This window comes from Variovorax sp. GW821-FHT09A10 (assembly GCF_059418385.1).
The window spans coordinates 119,615-133,241 of sequence record NZ_JBWKPT010000007.1 but is presented as its reverse complement, the minus strand read 5'-3'; the positions used below and the strand labels follow the sequence as shown (position 1 = coordinate 133,241).

Below are 13,627 nucleotides of genomic sequence, written 5' to 3'. Positions count from 1 at the left end.
CGGCACTCTGCGGCCTGGCTAGAAATGACCACTCATTCACGGGTAAAGAAGCACGCCGGACGGGTGCAGAAGGCGCCGGCCGACAAGTTCGAGCAGCGCCGTGCCGAGCTCGGCGAAGCCGCCCTCACCACGCTGGCCACGCTCGGCTACGCACGCACCAGCCTGCGCGAGATTGCGCAGAACTCCGAGTTCTCGCATGGCGTGCTGCACTACTACTTCAGCGACAAGGTCGACCTCATCGTCTGCAGCGTCAAGCAGTACAAGGCGCGCTGCGTCACGCGCTACGACCACGCGGTCGACACCGCCACGACGTATGCCGAGCTCATGGAAGGCTTCCTGCAGAGCCTGGGCGACACGCTGCAGGGCGAAGGCCACGTGCACCGGCTCTGGTACGACCTGCGCTCGCAGGCGCTGTTCGAAGCGGCCTTTCACGACGACGTGGTGCAGATCGACAAGAGCCTCGAAGACATGATCTGGCGCATCATGAGCCGCTTCGCCGAACTCTCCGGCCAGGCACCGGGCCTGCCGCCCTCGGCCTGCTACGCCCTCTTCGACGGGCTGTTCCTGCAGGCGCTGCTCAAGCACCTCTCGGGCGACACCAAGGCCATCGCCGACATGCAGGCCGACGTGCGGCAATCGATCGAGCGGCTGTTCGCTGCGCCCGCCGCGCCGGCCTCCCGCAAGCGGCGCGCCTGACGCCGCCATGGCGCCGTTCAACACCGCCTACCGGCAGACGCTGCTCGCCGGGCGCCTCACCCTGGGCCTGATGACGCCGCTGGCGCGCCCGCCCGGCACGATGGCCGACCCCGCGTCCGAACTGCACCTGGCCCGGCTGGCCGACACGCTCGGCTTTGCCACGCTGTGGACGCGCGACGTGCCCGTGATGCTGCCCCAGGGCGAAGAGACCGCGGTGCTCGACGAGCCCTTCGTCTGGCTCACCGCGCTGGCCGCCGCCACGCAGCGCATCGCGCTCGGCACCGCCGCCGCCGTGCTGCCGCTGCGCCATCCGCTGCACGTGGCCAAGGCCGCGCTATCGCTCAACCGCCTGTCGAACGACCGCTTCATCCTCGGCCTGGGCTCGGGCGACCGCGAGGCGGAGTTCGCCATCTTCCAGCAGGACATCGCGCTGCGCGGCGACGTCTTCCGCGAACGCTGGAACCTCGTGCGCTCGGCCCTCTCGCCCGATGCGAACGAGCGCACTGCGTTGCACGAAGCCACCGGCGGCCACGACCTCATGGCGGCGCCCACCGCGCGCATCGGCATGCTGGTGGTGGGCTCGGCGCGCCAGTCGCTGCAATGGACCGCCGCCCACGCCGACGGCTGGGCCACCTACCACCGCGACGAAGCGCGCCAGCAGGGCCGCATCGGCCTGTGGCAGACCGCGCTGCGCGAACGCGCGGGCGGCGAGGCCAAGCCCTTCGTTCAATCGTTGCAGCTCGACCTGCTGGACGATGCCGACGCGCCCGCCGAGCCCATCGAACTCGGCCTGCGCGCCGGACGCCATGCGCTCGTCGACTACCTCGACCGCATGGAAGACGCCGGCGTCGCCCACGTGCTGCTGAACTTCGTGCGCAGCAGCCGGCGGCCCGCGCAGGACGTGGTCGACGAGCTCGGCCGCGAGGTGCTGCCGCGCCTGCAAGGCCATGCGCGCACACCGCCCGCCTGAGCCGGGCAGAATCCGGCGCTCGCCGTTGTCGCCCCTATTCCAAGGACTTTCCCCATGACCGATCTCTCGCACTTCCCCATCACGAAGAAATGGCCCGCGCAGCACCCCGAGCGCCTGCAGCTGTACTCGCTGCCCACGCCCAACGGCGTGAAGGTGTCGATCCTGCTGGAGGAAACCGGCCTGCCCTACGAGCCGCACCTCGTGAGCTTCGAGACCCAGGACCAGATGTCGCCGGAGTTCCTGTCGCTCAACCCGAACAACAAGATCCCCGCCATCCTCGACCCCAACGGCCCGGGCGGCCAGTCGCTGGCGCTGTTCGAATCGGGTGCGATCCTGCTGTACATCGCAGAAAAGACCGGCCAGTTCATCCCGAAGGACGCGGCGGCCCGCTACGAGACCATCCAGTGGGTGATGTTCCAGATGGGCGGCATCGGCCCGATGTTCGGCCAGCTCGGCTTCTTCAACAAGTTCGCCGGCAAGGACTACGAAGACAAGCGCCCGCGCGACCGCTACGTGGCCGAATCGAAGCGCCTGCTCGGCGTGCTCGACAAGCACCTCGCCGACCGCGCATGGATCATGGGCGACAGCTACACCATCGCCGACATCGCGACCTTCCCGTGGGTGCGCAACCTGATCGGTTTCTACGAGGCCGGCGACCTCGTGGGCTTCAGCGATTTCAAGAACGTCGCGCGCGTGCTCGAGGCCTTCGTGGCGCGGCCGGCGGTGGTGAAGGGCCTGGGCATTCCGAAGCGGGGCTGAGGCCCCGACGACACGCCGAGCAGCGCGATCAGTTCGCGCTCAAGTCCATGAGCATCCGCGACAGCAGATAAAGCCGCGGCACCACGCTCTCGACCTCGGCGTATTCCTCCGGCGTGTGGATGCCGCCGCCCACGATGCCGAAGCCGTCGAGCACGGGCACGCCGACACCGGCCACGAGGCTGGCGTCGGCGGCGCCGCCGCTGCTCTCGATGGTGAGCTTCTTGCCGATCTCGCCGTAGATGCCCTCGGCCATGCGCACGAGCTTGTCCGATGCGGGCGAGCGCGGCATCGGCGGCAGGCCGCGCACAAGGCGCACGCGCACCTCGGTCTCGGGGATCAGCTTGTTCTGCGCGATGCGCGTGAGGTCCTTCTCGACGCGGTCGAGCTCCTCGGGCGTGGCGGCGCGCACGTCACCCTTGGCGCTGGCTGACGCGGGGATCACGTTGGTCGGGCCGTTGGCCGTGAGCACCGTGAAGTTGACCGTGGTCTTCTTCGCCGCATCGGCCACCTTCGACAGTTGCAGCACCTGGTGCGCGACTTCCATCGCGGCGTTGCGGCCCGCCTCGGGCGCGACGCCCGCGTGCGACGCGAGCCCCTTCACCTCGATGAGCGCGGTGGCCGAGCCCTTGCGCTCGACCACGAGGCCATCGGCCGGGCGGCCCGGCTCGAGGTTCAGCGCCACGTCGTGCTGCTTGGCCACGCGCTCGATGAGTGCGCTGGTGCCGACCGAGCCCGTCTCTTCGTTGGTGTCGATCAGGAAGGTGATCTGGCCGTAGTCCTTGAAACCGATCTTCTGCAGGATCTTCAGCGCCTGCAGGCCGGCCACGACGCCGCCCTTGTTGTCCATCACGCCGGGGCCGTAGGCACGGCCGTCCTTGATGTAGAAGGGCTTGGCCGCGGCCGTGCCGTCCTTGAACACAGTGTCGATGTGGGCCAGGATGAGGATCTTCTTCTTGCCCTGGCCGGTCAGCGTCGCGACCAGGTTGGTGCCCGGGTGCGGCTCGGCGGGAAAGCTCTCGATGCGCGCGTCGAGCTTGCGCAGTTCGTCCGCCACCATCTCGCGCACCTTGGCCAGGCCCTCGGTGTTGGTCGAGCCCGAATCGATGTTGACCATGCGCTCCAGCAGCTGCAGCGTCTCGTCCCTTTGCTGCGTGGCGGCGTCGAGCACGCCCTGGTGCGGCTTCTGGGCCAAGGCGTTGACAGCAAGCAAGGCACTGGCCAGCACGGCGCTCTGGCAGGCGGCGCGCGTCCATGAACGCGGGGTGGAGCGAGGGTGCATGAGGAAGCCTGTTCTTTCTGTTGTGGAGGTTCGTTCGAAGCGAACCCCACACTAGCACCCGCTTCGCGAACGGGTCAAGCCGCGAGGCTCGGCGCCGGCGCCTCGGTGGCCTGCGCGATGCGCCCGGCCTTCATGTGGACGATGCGGTCGGCCACGTGAAAGTAGCGGTCGTCGTGCGAGATGACCACCAGCGAGTGCCCCTTGGCGCGCAGCTCGGGCAGCAGCTCGGTGTAGAACAGATGGCGAAAGGCCGGGTCCTGGTCGGCGGCCCATTCGTCGAACACCAGCACCGGCCGGCCTTCGAGGTACGCATGCACCAGCGCCAGCCGCTTGCGCTGGCCGGTCGAGAGGTCTGTGGTGCTGAAGGCGCCGTTCTTCACCGACACCTTGTGCGCGATCTCCAGCCGTTGCAGGTAGGGCAAGGCGGTTTCGGGCAGCGCCTGGTGGCCGCCCTCTTCGCCGGCCACGAGGTCTTCGAACAGGTAGAAGTCGGAGAACACGGTGGTGAAGAGCTGGCGGTAGTCGTCGCGCGTCTGCGGCGTCACGGCCTTGCCGTCGAGCAGCAGCTCGCCATCCACCGGCGCGTACAGGCCCAGCAGCAGCTTGATGAGCGTGGTCTTGCCCGAGCCGTTGTCGCCGACGACGAAGACGATCTCTCGCCGCCCGATGCGCAGGTCCACCGGGCCGAGCACGAAGGGCTCCGCGCCCTCCACCGCCGGGAACGCATAGCGCGCGCCGCGCAGTTCGATGGCGTCGTGCAGCACGGGCGCGGCGGGCGGTGCGTGCAGGTCCAGGTGCGGCTCGGGCGTGGCGAAGCGGGCCGACAGGTCGGCGATGCGCTCGAACGCGACCTTGGCGCGCCCCAGGTGCGGCAGCGCGCCCACCACCTGGTCGAGCGGCCCCTTCAGGAACAGCAGCACCAGCACGAAGCCGCTGAGCACGACCGGCTCGGTGTCGCGCAGCGCGGCCCAGCCCAGGATCAGCGCGATCAGGAGGAAGAACAGCGCCGAGCCGAACGACGACGCAAGCACGAAGGTGTTGATGGCGCGCCGGTTGATGTCGTGGATGCGCTCCACCGTGTGCGCCACCTGCTGCTCGTACACCTTGGCGCGGCGCGCGCGGTGCATGCGCAACTCCTTCGCGCCTTCGCTGATGCCGCGGTAGGCCTTGTGCAGCGCCTCTTCCTGCTCGCGCGCCTTGAAGAAGCCCGAGATGCCGCGCGCATGCGCCAGGCTCTGCACGGTAATGCCCACGAGCAGCGCCGCCAGCAGCAGGCCGAACAGCGGCGGCGACAGCCAGGCCAGGTAGCCCAGGCAGCCGAAGGAGACGGCCAGCGCGATCATGGTCGAAGCCATCATGAAGGCCACGTCGCTGATCATGTCGACGTCCTGCGTGAGCACGGGCATCAGGCGGTGCATGCGGTAGCGCTCGAGCGCATCGATGGGCGCCGCAAGAATCTTCAGCGCCAGGCTCTTGCGCACCTGCGCCACCAGCCGCTGGCCCACCACGTTGTTCGACATGTCGGAGGTGGCGCGCCCCACCAGCGCCGCCACGCACAGGCCGATGAAGGTCAGCAGCAGCCCGCCGGCCAGGCCGCCGGGGCGGTTGAGCACCTGGTTGATGGTTGCCAGCAGCGCGACGGTCGCGATGCCCGCGCCGATGCCGGTCACGGTCGACAGCGCGATCCACGGGAAGTAGGGCCGCAACAGCCGGACGAGTTCGGACGCGGGGGCGCTGGCGGGTGTGAGGTTCATGCGGCGGACGGTTCGTTGCAAAGGGAGACGGGCTCCCTGCAATGACGTTCGGCGCGCCTGCTTGTTTAGCAGGAAGGCGCGGCGCCTATTGCAGCAGCGGCTGCGCCCCCGCCTCGCGCGCGGCCTCCACCACCGAGGCGCCCGCCAGGGCCCACAGCGTCAGGGCCTCGTCGAGCGCGCGCACGTGGCCCGGGTCCTGGCCGAGCCAGGCCACGAGCTGCTCGGCGCGCTCGGGCGACGGTGCGTCGTGCAGCTCACGAAAAAGCCGCCAGGCCATGCTGAAGGCCGGATCGGAAGGACGGTGTCTCGGGAAGCTCATGGGGATTCGCACGCCTGCACTGCTGTCGATGAGTGAGTAGACGCTCCGTGGGGCACGCTGTTTAGGCGCGGGGCCTGCGTGGACTAAATTTCCGGCCCGCCGGCGCGTCTTCTGCTGCATGCCTGTGCGCCTTCTTCTTCACGCCACCTTCGGCCCCGCCCCGTGATCCCGCTGCTCGCGCCGATCTTCCAGGGCGAGTGGGCGCCCTACGGCGAAACGCTGGCCTGCGCCCCGCACCCGCCGCCCGACGCCGTGCGCGTGGCCGATCTGCTGGCCGACCCGACGCGCCTGCTGGCGCTGCTGCGCCTGAAGGCGCGCACGCTGCACATGCCGGAGCGCGACCTGCGCGCGGTCGCGTCCGCCTGGAGCATGAACTACCTGCACGCGCTGCTGCCGCCCGTGGCCGCCGCGGCGAGCCTGCTGCAGCACGGCTTTCCGGTCCGGCCCGAGCAGGTCTGGGTCAGCCTCGATGACGAAGACGGCGACCCGGAGTGCTTCCACATCGTCGAGCTCGGCACGCCGCGCCCCGGCACCGATACGGCGGCGCGCTACGACGTGCTGCTGTGGACGCACCTCGCGCCCCTGTTCGCGCGGCTGACGCAGCTCACGCGGCTGGCGCCCAAGATCCTCTGGGGCAACGCCGTGCGCTACCTCGAGCCGGTGCTGGAAGAAGGCCTGCGCATGAGCGGCCAGGCGCCCGCCGTGGCCGCCGACCTCGAGCACCTGCTGCACCGCCCGACCTGGCCGCAACCGTGCGGCACGCTGCGCGACAACCCGATGTGCATGCCCGCGCGCCGCGGCGTGCGCGTGACCGACCGCAGCGCGCCGCCCGTCACGCTGCACCGCCAGTGCTGCCTCTACTACCTCGTGCCGCGGCTGGGCTACTGCGGCGCGTGTCCGCTCTCGCCCGAGTTCGAACGGGAGCGCTGTGCAAGCACCGCCGACTAAACATCCGGCCGCAGCCCGCGTCTTCCTTCTGCATCCCACACACATCGACCACACCCCGGAGGTTTTGCTTGACCGCCCACGACACTGCATGGCGCTTTCACGCGCATCCCGAAGGCCGGGTGCTGGACGTCCGGCTGGAAGGCACCGTGCTCAGGGTCACGCCGCACGACGGCGACCGCCACGGCAGCACCTGGGCCCTGCGCGCGCAGCCCGGCACGCCGCGCCTCGAATGGCTGGGCGCCTGCGCGGGCGAGCCTGACGAAGCGCACCTGCTGGCGGCGATCGAGGCGACCTTCCTGCGCCACCCGGCCGCGCGGCAGCTCGCGCTGCAGTCGCCGCTGCCGACCGGCACGCGGCTGGTGGATGCGGGCATCGTCACGCCGGCCGAGGGCGCGCTGCCCACGGTCGCGCGCGAGGCCTTCTGGCAATGGCCGCGCGCCTGGCTGCCGCAGCCGCGCGAGCCCTTCGCGCAACGCTTCGTCGTCACGCAGGGCAAGCGCCATCCGCTGCGCCCCGCCAAACCGCAGGGCACGGTGTACCGCCGCCACATCCCGTGGCTGGGCCAGACGCTCACGCTCGACACGGTCGACATCGAACGCGACCTGCCTGCCTTCCATCGCTGGATGAACGACCCCGTGGTCGCGCATTTCTGGGAAGAGGAAGGCGACCTCGCGCGCCATCGCCAGTACCTGGAAGGCATCGCGGCCGACCCGCGCGTGACCGGCCTCGTCGGCCGCTTCAACGGCGAGCCTTTTGGCTACTTCGAGGCCTACTGGGCCAAGGAAGACCGCATCGCGCCCTTCTATGACGCGGCCGACCATGACCGAGGCTGGCACGCGCTGGTGGGCGAGGCGCGCTTTCGCGGCAAGCCCTTTCTCACGGCCTGGATGCCGTCGGTGTCGCACTACCTCTTCCTGGACGACCCGCGCACGCAGCGCCTGGTGATCGAGCCGCGCGCCGACAACGAAAAAATGATCCGGAGCCTGGGCCGCTGCGGCTACGCCCATGTGAAGGAGTTCGACTTTCCGCACAAGCGCGCCCTGCTGGGCGTGCTGTGGCGCGAGCGTTTCTTCGGCGAGGCGCTGTGGATTCCGCGCGCTGACCCCACCGCCGCTTCGCCGGCCCCGGCTCGTCGACACGAGCCATCCCTGGAGGACATCCATGCAAATCCATGACCTGATCGGCGTCGGCTTCGGCCCGTCCAACATCGCACTGGCCATCGCGCTCGACGAGAAACGCCAGAAGGGCCACTTCGTCGATGCGCTGTTCATCGAGAAGCAACCGGGCTTCGTCTGGCACCGCAACATGCTGCTGGACAACGCGCACATGCAGATCTCGTTCCTGAAGGACCTGGCCACGCTGCGCAATCCGTCGAGCCGCTTCACCTTTTTGAACTACCTGCATGAGAAGGAGCGCCTGCAGGACTTCATCAACCTCAAGAGCTTCTTCCCGAGCCGCCACGAGTTCAACGACTACCTCGGCTGGGCCGCGGCGCAGTTCGAAGACCGCTGCGCCTACGGCGAGGCCGTGTTCGAGGTGGTGCCCGAGATGAAGGGCGACGAGGTCTCGCTGCTGCGCGTGCGCTCGCGCGACGCCAACGGCGCGGTGCGCGAGCGCCTGGCGCGCAACCTGGTGGTGAGCGTGGGCGGCGTGGCCAACATCCCGGCGCGCTTCCAGCCCCTGCGGGACGACGGCCGCGTGTTCCATTCGAGCACCTACCTGGAGGCCATCGCCCGCCATCCCGGCGCCGACCGCATCGCCATCGTGGGCGCGGGCCAGAGCGCGGCCGAGATCTTCATGGACCTGCAGTCGCACCCCGCGAAGCCGCAGGTCGACCTGATCATGCGGGCGCGCTCCATCAAGCCCTCGGACGACAGCCCGTTCGTGAACGAGATCTTCAACACCGACTTCACCGACTTCGTGTTCAACCGCTCGGTGAACGAGCGCGCCGAGCTGCTCGAGGAGTTCTGGCACACCAACTACGCCGCGCCCGACCTGGAGCTGATCCAGCAAATCTTCAACGTGTTCTACCGCCAGCGCGTGGCCGGCTCCACGCGCCACAGCTTCCTGCGGCGGCATGAGGTGTCGGCCGTGCGCGCCGCGCAGGACGGCATCCACCTGTCGCTGCACGACCTGAACACCGGCGCGCGCCACGACAAGGCCTACGGCGCCGTGGTGCTCGCCACCGGCTACGCGCGCGACGCGCACCGCACGCTGCTGGCACCGCTGGCGCCTTACCTGGGCGATTTCTCGGTCGACCGCGACTACCGCGTGCAGGGCACGCCGGCGCTGCGCCCGGGCATCTTCCTGCAGGGCGCCTGCGAGACCAGCCACGGCCTGAGCGACACGCTGCTGTCGGTCACCGCCATCCGCTCCGACGAGATCGGCCAGGCGCTGCTGAACGCCACGCCGCGGCACACCGCGCAGGCGCCACAAGCGCCCGCCGCGGAGCGCCCCGCCCACGCCGCGCCCGTGGTCTAGCCACGGAAACGCAAGGCTTCGGTGCTACACTCAATAAGAATAGTTCTTATTCACCTCATCCCCGGGGTCACCGAAGCCAGCGCCCTCGCCTCCTCTTCATCGGCGCGCACCAGCCATCGGCCCAGGGGTCCTTTGTCGATGCTTGCGAGAAGGCGACCGGATGCGCGACCTCGTCCAGGAACTTGTGTCTCACTACGCGGACTTGCGCCGGCAGCTCACGCGCGACCTGCGCGACCCGCACCATGCGGCCGACATCGCGCAGTCCAGCTTCGAGCGCGTGTACACGCACACGCTCGGCCTGCGTGACGGCGCCGCCATCGAGTCGCCGCGCGCCCTGCTGTTCCGCGTGGCGCGCAACCTGTGCATCGACGAAGCCCGCCACCGCAAGGTGGCGCAGGAGTGGGCCGTCTCGCATGCCGTCGTGGGCACGCACCTCACGGCCCCCTCGTCCGAATACGTCGTAGCCCAGCACCGCGTGCTGCGCCGCGTGGTGGAAACCATGGAACAGCTGCCGCCGCGCCGGCGCGAGGTGTTCCTGCTGTTCCGCGCCTACGGCCACTCGCGCGCCGAGATCGCGCAGCGCCTGGGCATCACCGAGATGGCGGTCGCCAAGCACCTGCTGCGCGCCACCATCGACTGCTCGCGTGTGTTCGCCGAGCTGCGCCATGAACTGATCGAGCCGCAGGCGGTGAACAGCCACGCCGGTTTCGACACCGCACTGGCCGAAGACTTTTCATGAGCCGTGCGGCCACAGCGGTCGTTCCGCGTGAACGGCTGATCGAACGCGCGCTCGCGCTCATCGTCGAGGACGAGATCGCGCCGCCGAGCCCGGCCGCCAACAGCGCCCGGCTCGCGCTCGACCAGTGGCGCACGCGCTCGCCCGAACACGCCGCCGCCGTGCGCGAGGCGCGCGAGCGCTGGAACGCGCTGGGCGGCATGGCCGACGACCTGCGCGCGCACTTCGACGAGCCCGTGCCCGCACCGGCCCCGCGCAACCCCTCGCGCCGCAAGATGCTGCTGTCGGTCGCCGGGCTGCTCGGCGCCGGCGTGGTCGCGGGGCGCGGCGTGCAGTGGTACTGGCAGCAGCCCGTGTTCCAGGCGACGTACCGCACGCCGAACGCGCGGATGCTCAAGGTCACGCTGGCCGATGGCGCCGATGCCTCGGCCGGCAGCCGCCTCGACCTGGCGCCCCAGAGCGCCGTCGACGTCACGCTCTACCGCCGCCGCCGGATGATCGACATGGCGCGCGGCGAGGTCCGCTTCGACGTGGCGCCCGACGCCGACCGTCCCTTCGTGGTGCGCACGCGCGAGGCGATCATCGAAGTCGTCGGCACCGCCTTCACCGTGCGCGACCGCGGCGGCCCGATCACCGTGGGCGTCGAGCACGGCCATGTGCGCGTGCAGGTGCTGCGCCACGCCGGCACCGAACGCAGCGGCGAAGTGGTCGACCTGCGCGCCGGCGACATGCTCGAGGTGCGCGACGGCCACGCCGATCCGGTGCGCCAGGCCGACACCGCCGCCCTCTCGGCCTGGCGCGACGGCTGGCTGGTGTTCGACAACACGCCGCTGGGCGACGCGCTGGCCGCGGTCAACAGCTACCGTAGCGCGCCCATCGTCGGCGCCGACGCCCGCATCGACGCGATGCGGCTCTCGGGGCGCTTTCGCACCAACGACTCGGCCGGCCTGCTCGACGCGCTGCCGGCCATCCTGCCGCTGGTGGCGGTGGCCCGGCCCGACGGCAGCGTGCGCCTGCAGGCGCGCTGACCCTGGTGCGCCCGCCGGCGCGCCGCTCCCTCTTTCCGCTCGTTTTTAGCCCCGCATCGACGCGGCGGCCGATGCCTTGTCACGGGCCTGTCTCTCTTTTTCGAGTTCAAACGTCTTACATCCAGAAGCACCCCGCATCCGATCGACGGCTGCGGCGCGCCCCCGTTTTCATGCCGCACCGATTTATTTGTCTGGAGCCTTCACCCATGCGTTTCTCGCCTCGCCACCAACTCCTGAGCGCCGCGCTTGCCGCGGCCTTCGGAACCGCCCTTGCCAGCTGGAGCGGCCTCGCCGCCGCCCAGGGCGCCGACCAGGCCGCTGCACAAGCACGCGACATCAACGTCCCCGCCCAGCCGCTGGGCGCCGCGCTCAACGAGCTGTCGCGCCAGACCGGCGTGCAGGTGCTCGCCGCCGGTGACGTGGTCTCGGGCCTGGCCGCACCGGCCGTGTCGGGCCGCCTGAGCTTCCAGCAGGCGCTCGACCGGCTGCTGGCCGGCAGCGGCCTGGTGGCGGTGCGCAACGGCCCCACGCGTGTCACCATCCAGCGCCAATCTACGGCCGGCGCTTCCACGCTGCCGGCCGTGACCGTGGCCGCGCAGGCCGCCACCGACGGCACCACCGAAGGCACGGGCTCGTACACCACGCGCGCCGCCGCCGGCGCCACGCGCATGGACCTGTCGCTGCGCGAGACGCCGCAGTCGGTCAGCGTCATCGGCCGCCAGCAGATCGACGACCAGAACCTCGTCACCCTCGAGGACGTGCTGCGCCAGACGCCCGGCATCGTGGCCGACCGCAACGACGAGCGCGTGACCTTCTCCTCGCGCGGCTTCGCCCTGAGCACCATGATCGACGGCGTGCCCACGCTGGGCTTCAACAGCGTGGCTGGCGAGTCGAGCATGATCAGCACCGCCTTCTACGACCGCGTCGAGGTGATCCGCGGCGCGGCCGGCCTGCTCAACGGCGTGGGCTCGCCTGGCGGCGCCATCAACCTCGTGCGCAAGCGCCCGACCTCCGAATTCGCCGGCCACATCTCGGGCGGCATCGGCAGCTGGAGCCGCTACAACGCCGAGATCGACGTGGGCGGCCCCCTCAACGCCGACGGCACCGTGCGCGGCCGCTTCATGGCCTCGCGCACCGACGGCAAGAGCTTCATCGAGAACAAGAAGCGCAGCGAAGACGCGCTGTACGGCATTCTCGAAGTCGACCTCGCGGCGGGCTCGCGCCTGTCGGTGGGCTTCGAGCACCAGAAGACCGCCATCGACGGCGCCAACTACGGCCAGAGCCCGCTGTTCTTCAGCAACGGCCAACGCACCAACCTGCCGCGCTCGTTCAACTCCAGCGCCCCGTGGAGCTACTGGGACATGTACTCCGACAAGGTGTTCGCCAACCTCGACCAGCGCCTGGGCGCGGGCTGGCAGCTGAAGGTGGACGCCAGCTACCTCAAGAGCAAACGCGAGCGCGCCTCGGGCGACCTGAGCATCTACCGCGCAATCAACGCGCGCACCGGCGCCTCCACCATCGACATCCGCGAGAACCCCGCCGAAGGCGCCAACAAGGCCCTCGACGTGCACCTGAAGGGCCCGTTCGAGGCCTTCGGCCAGACGCACGAGGCCGTGGTGGGCATGAGCTACAACACCTACGACGCCACCGTGTACACGCGCGGCGCCGTGCCGCGCATGATCGACCGCCGGCCGCTGAACTTCTACCAGCTGCAGAGCTTCCCCGAGCCGACCTCCTTCTCGTACCCGCTGTACACGGCGCCGCTGAACACCACCGAGAAAGCCATCTACGCCTCGACCCGCCTGAAGCTGGCCGAGCCGCTGTCGCTCATCGTCGGCGCGCGCGGCACCTGGTACAAGTCCGATGCGTCCACGCTCGACTGGACCACCTGGCGGCGCACCGGCGTGAGTTCGATGCGCGAGAACGGCGTGGTCACGCCCTACCTGGGCGTGGTGTTCGACGTGAGCAAGGAACTCTCGCTGTACGGCAGCTACACCGACATCTTCCAGCCCAACACGGTGCGCGACCGCAACAACTCGCTCATCGCTCCGCAGCGCGGCAAGAACATCGAGCTGGGCCTGAAGGGCGAGCACTTCGGCGGCAAGCTCAACACCAGCGCCGCGATCTTCAAGACGCGCGAGACCAACCTGGCCGTGATCGACACCGGCGCCGGCTCGCTGCTGCCCGACGGCGGCATTCCGTACCGCGCGGTGCAGGGCGCCAAGAGCAAGGGCTTCGAGCTCACCGCCGCCGGCGAGGTGCTGCCGGGCCTGCAGATGCTCGCGGGCTACACCTACCACGCCAAGCGCGATGCCGACGGCGTGCTGCTGAACCCGCAGTACCCGCGCCGCCTGTTCCGTGTGGCCACCAGCTACCGCCTGCCGGGCGAGTGGAGCAAGCTCACCGTCGGCGGCAGCGTGAGCTACCAGAGCGGCATCTACTACGACGAGTTCAACGAACTCGGCCGCGCCTCGCAAGGCGGCCTGACGCTGTTCGGCCTGATGGCGCGCTACGACATCAACAACCGCCTGAGCGCCTCGCTGCACATCGAGAACCTCGGCGACAAGCGCTACTACAACGGCCTGGGCGCCTACAACGGCTACACGCAGGGCAACCCGCGCAACGCCTGGCTGAAGCTCAGCTACAAGCTCTGACAC

12 protein-coding genes are annotated in these 13,627 nt (G+C 69.8%); 9 read left to right on the top strand and 3 right to left on the bottom strand.

What is annotated here, in order from left to right; translation table 11 throughout:
- Nucleotides 1–24: 24 nt before the first annotated feature.
- The 3 genes from AC07Q9_RS23860 to AC07Q9_RS23850 are packed head-to-tail and all read left to right on the top strand — an operon-like array spanning nucleotide 25 to nucleotide 2,425.
- The gene (locus tag AC07Q9_RS23860) at nucleotides 25–696 is read left to right on the top strand and encodes a TetR/AcrR family transcriptional regulator (protein ID WP_495312005.1); all 672 of its coding nucleotides are present in this window, start codon (nucleotides 25–27) and stop codon (nucleotides 694–696) included.
- Nucleotides 697–703: 7 nt separating this feature from the next.
- Nucleotides 704–1,666, top strand: a complete 963-nt coding sequence (locus AC07Q9_RS23855) for a TIGR03571 family LLM class oxidoreductase (RefSeq protein WP_495312004.1) — start codon at nucleotides 704–706, stop codon at nucleotides 1,664–1,666.
- Between the two features lie 54 nt (nucleotides 1,667–1,720).
- Nucleotides 1,721–2,425 carry a glutathione S-transferase N-terminal domain-containing protein gene (locus AC07Q9_RS23850; RefSeq protein WP_495312003.1) on the top strand — a complete coding sequence of 235 codons (705 nt, stop codon included), beginning with the start codon at nucleotides 1,721–1,723 and terminating at the stop codon, nucleotides 2,423–2,425.
- A 28-nt stretch (nucleotides 2,426–2,453) separates the two neighbouring features.
- Here AC07Q9_RS23850 and AC07Q9_RS23845 read toward each other — a convergent pair whose 3' ends face one another.
- The 3 genes from AC07Q9_RS23845 to AC07Q9_RS23835 form a co-directional block, all read right to left on the bottom strand.
- Nucleotides 2,454–3,704 carry a glutamate carboxypeptidase gene (locus AC07Q9_RS23845; protein ID WP_495312002.1) on the bottom strand — a complete coding sequence of 417 codons (1,251 nt, stop codon included), beginning with the start codon at nucleotides 3,702–3,704 and terminating at the stop codon, nucleotides 2,454–2,456.
- Nucleotides 3,705–3,778: 74 nt separating this feature from the next.
- The gene (locus AC07Q9_RS23840) at nucleotides 3,779–5,458 is read right to left on the bottom strand and encodes a cyclic peptide export ABC transporter (RefSeq protein WP_495312001.1); all 1,680 of its coding nucleotides are present in this window, start codon (nucleotides 5,456–5,458) and stop codon (nucleotides 3,779–3,781) included.
- A gap of 85 nt (nucleotides 5,459–5,543) precedes the next feature.
- Nucleotides 5,544–5,777: a hypothetical protein gene (locus AC07Q9_RS23835; protein ID WP_062469860.1), complete on the bottom strand. Its 234-nt coding sequence runs from the start codon at nucleotides 5,775–5,777 to the stop codon at nucleotides 5,544–5,546.
- A gap of 162 nt (nucleotides 5,778–5,939) precedes the next feature.
- Here AC07Q9_RS23835 and fhuF point away from each other — a divergent pair, with 162 nt between their 5' ends.
- The 6 genes from fhuF to AC07Q9_RS23805 all read left to right on the top strand — a co-directional run bounded on the left by fhuF (nucleotide 5,940) and on the right by AC07Q9_RS23805 (nucleotide 13,624).
- On the top strand, nucleotides 5,940–6,725 hold the full coding sequence (gene fhuF, locus AC07Q9_RS23830; RefSeq protein ID WP_495312000.1) for a siderophore-iron reductase FhuF: 786 nt from the start codon (nucleotides 5,940–5,942) through the stop codon (nucleotides 6,723–6,725).
- Nucleotides 6,726–6,793: 68 nt separating this feature from the next.
- Nucleotides 6,794–7,900: a GNAT family N-acetyltransferase gene (locus AC07Q9_RS23825; RefSeq protein ID WP_495311999.1), complete on the top strand. Its 1,107-nt coding sequence runs from the start codon at nucleotides 6,794–6,796 to the stop codon at nucleotides 7,898–7,900.
- Entirely contained in the window at nucleotides 7,887–9,206 is a 1,320-nt protein-coding gene (locus tag AC07Q9_RS23820; RefSeq protein WP_495311998.1) for a lysine N(6)-hydroxylase/L-ornithine N(5)-oxygenase family protein, read from the top strand. Before AC07Q9_RS23825 ends, AC07Q9_RS23820 begins: the two co-directional genes overlap by 14 nt.
- Nucleotides 9,207–9,366: 160 nt before the next feature.
- Entirely contained in the window at nucleotides 9,367–9,945 is a 579-nt protein-coding gene (locus AC07Q9_RS23815) for an RNA polymerase sigma factor (RefSeq protein WP_070062439.1), read from the top strand.
- Nucleotides 9,942–10,970, top strand: coding sequence for a FecR family protein (locus AC07Q9_RS23810; protein ID WP_495311997.1), 1,029 nt, complete (start codon nucleotides 9,942–9,944; stop codon nucleotides 10,968–10,970). The genes AC07Q9_RS23815 and AC07Q9_RS23810 overlap by 4 nt, the downstream gene beginning before the upstream one ends.
- 206 nt (nucleotides 10,971–11,176) lie before the next feature.
- Nucleotides 11,177–13,624 carry a TonB-dependent siderophore receptor gene (locus AC07Q9_RS23805; protein WP_495311996.1) on the top strand — a complete coding sequence of 816 codons (2,448 nt, stop codon included), beginning with the start codon at nucleotides 11,177–11,179 and terminating at the stop codon, nucleotides 13,622–13,624.
- The last annotated feature ends 3 nt before the right edge of the window (nucleotides 13,625–13,627 follow it).

Excerpts from the sequence above, each read along its gene's own strand:
- AC07Q9_RS23860 (WP_495312005.1), top strand. The coding sequence starts at position 25 with ATGACCACTCATTCACGGGTAAAGAAGCACGCCGGACGGGTGCAGAAG.
- AC07Q9_RS23855 (WP_495312004.1), top strand. The coding sequence starts at position 704 with ATGGCGCCGTTCAACACCGCCTACCGGCAGACGCTGCTCGCCGGGCGC.
- AC07Q9_RS23850 (WP_495312003.1), top strand. The coding sequence starts at position 1,721 with ATGACCGATCTCTCGCACTTCCCCATCACGAAGAAATGGCCCGCGCAG.
- AC07Q9_RS23845 (WP_495312002.1), bottom strand. The coding sequence starts at position 3,704 with ATGCACCCTCGCTCCACCCCGCGTTCATGGACGCGCGCCGCCTGCCAG.
- AC07Q9_RS23840 (WP_495312001.1), bottom strand. The coding sequence starts at position 5,458 with ATGAACCTCACACCCGCCAGCGCCCCCGCGTCCGAACTCGTCCGGCTG.
- AC07Q9_RS23835 (WP_062469860.1), bottom strand. The coding sequence starts at position 5,777 with ATGAGCTTCCCGAGACACCGTCCTTCCGATCCGGCCTTCAGCATGGCC.
- AC07Q9_RS23820 (WP_495311998.1), top strand. The coding sequence starts at position 7,887 with ATGCAAATCCATGACCTGATCGGCGTCGGCTTCGGCCCGTCCAACATC.
- AC07Q9_RS23815 (WP_070062439.1), top strand. The coding sequence starts at position 9,367 with ATGCGCGACCTCGTCCAGGAACTTGTGTCTCACTACGCGGACTTGCGC.
- AC07Q9_RS23810 (WP_495311997.1), top strand. The coding sequence starts at position 9,942 with ATGAGCCGTGCGGCCACAGCGGTCGTTCCGCGTGAACGGCTGATCGAA.
- AC07Q9_RS23805 (WP_495311996.1), top strand. The coding sequence starts at position 11,177 with ATGCGTTTCTCGCCTCGCCACCAACTCCTGAGCGCCGCGCTTGCCGCG.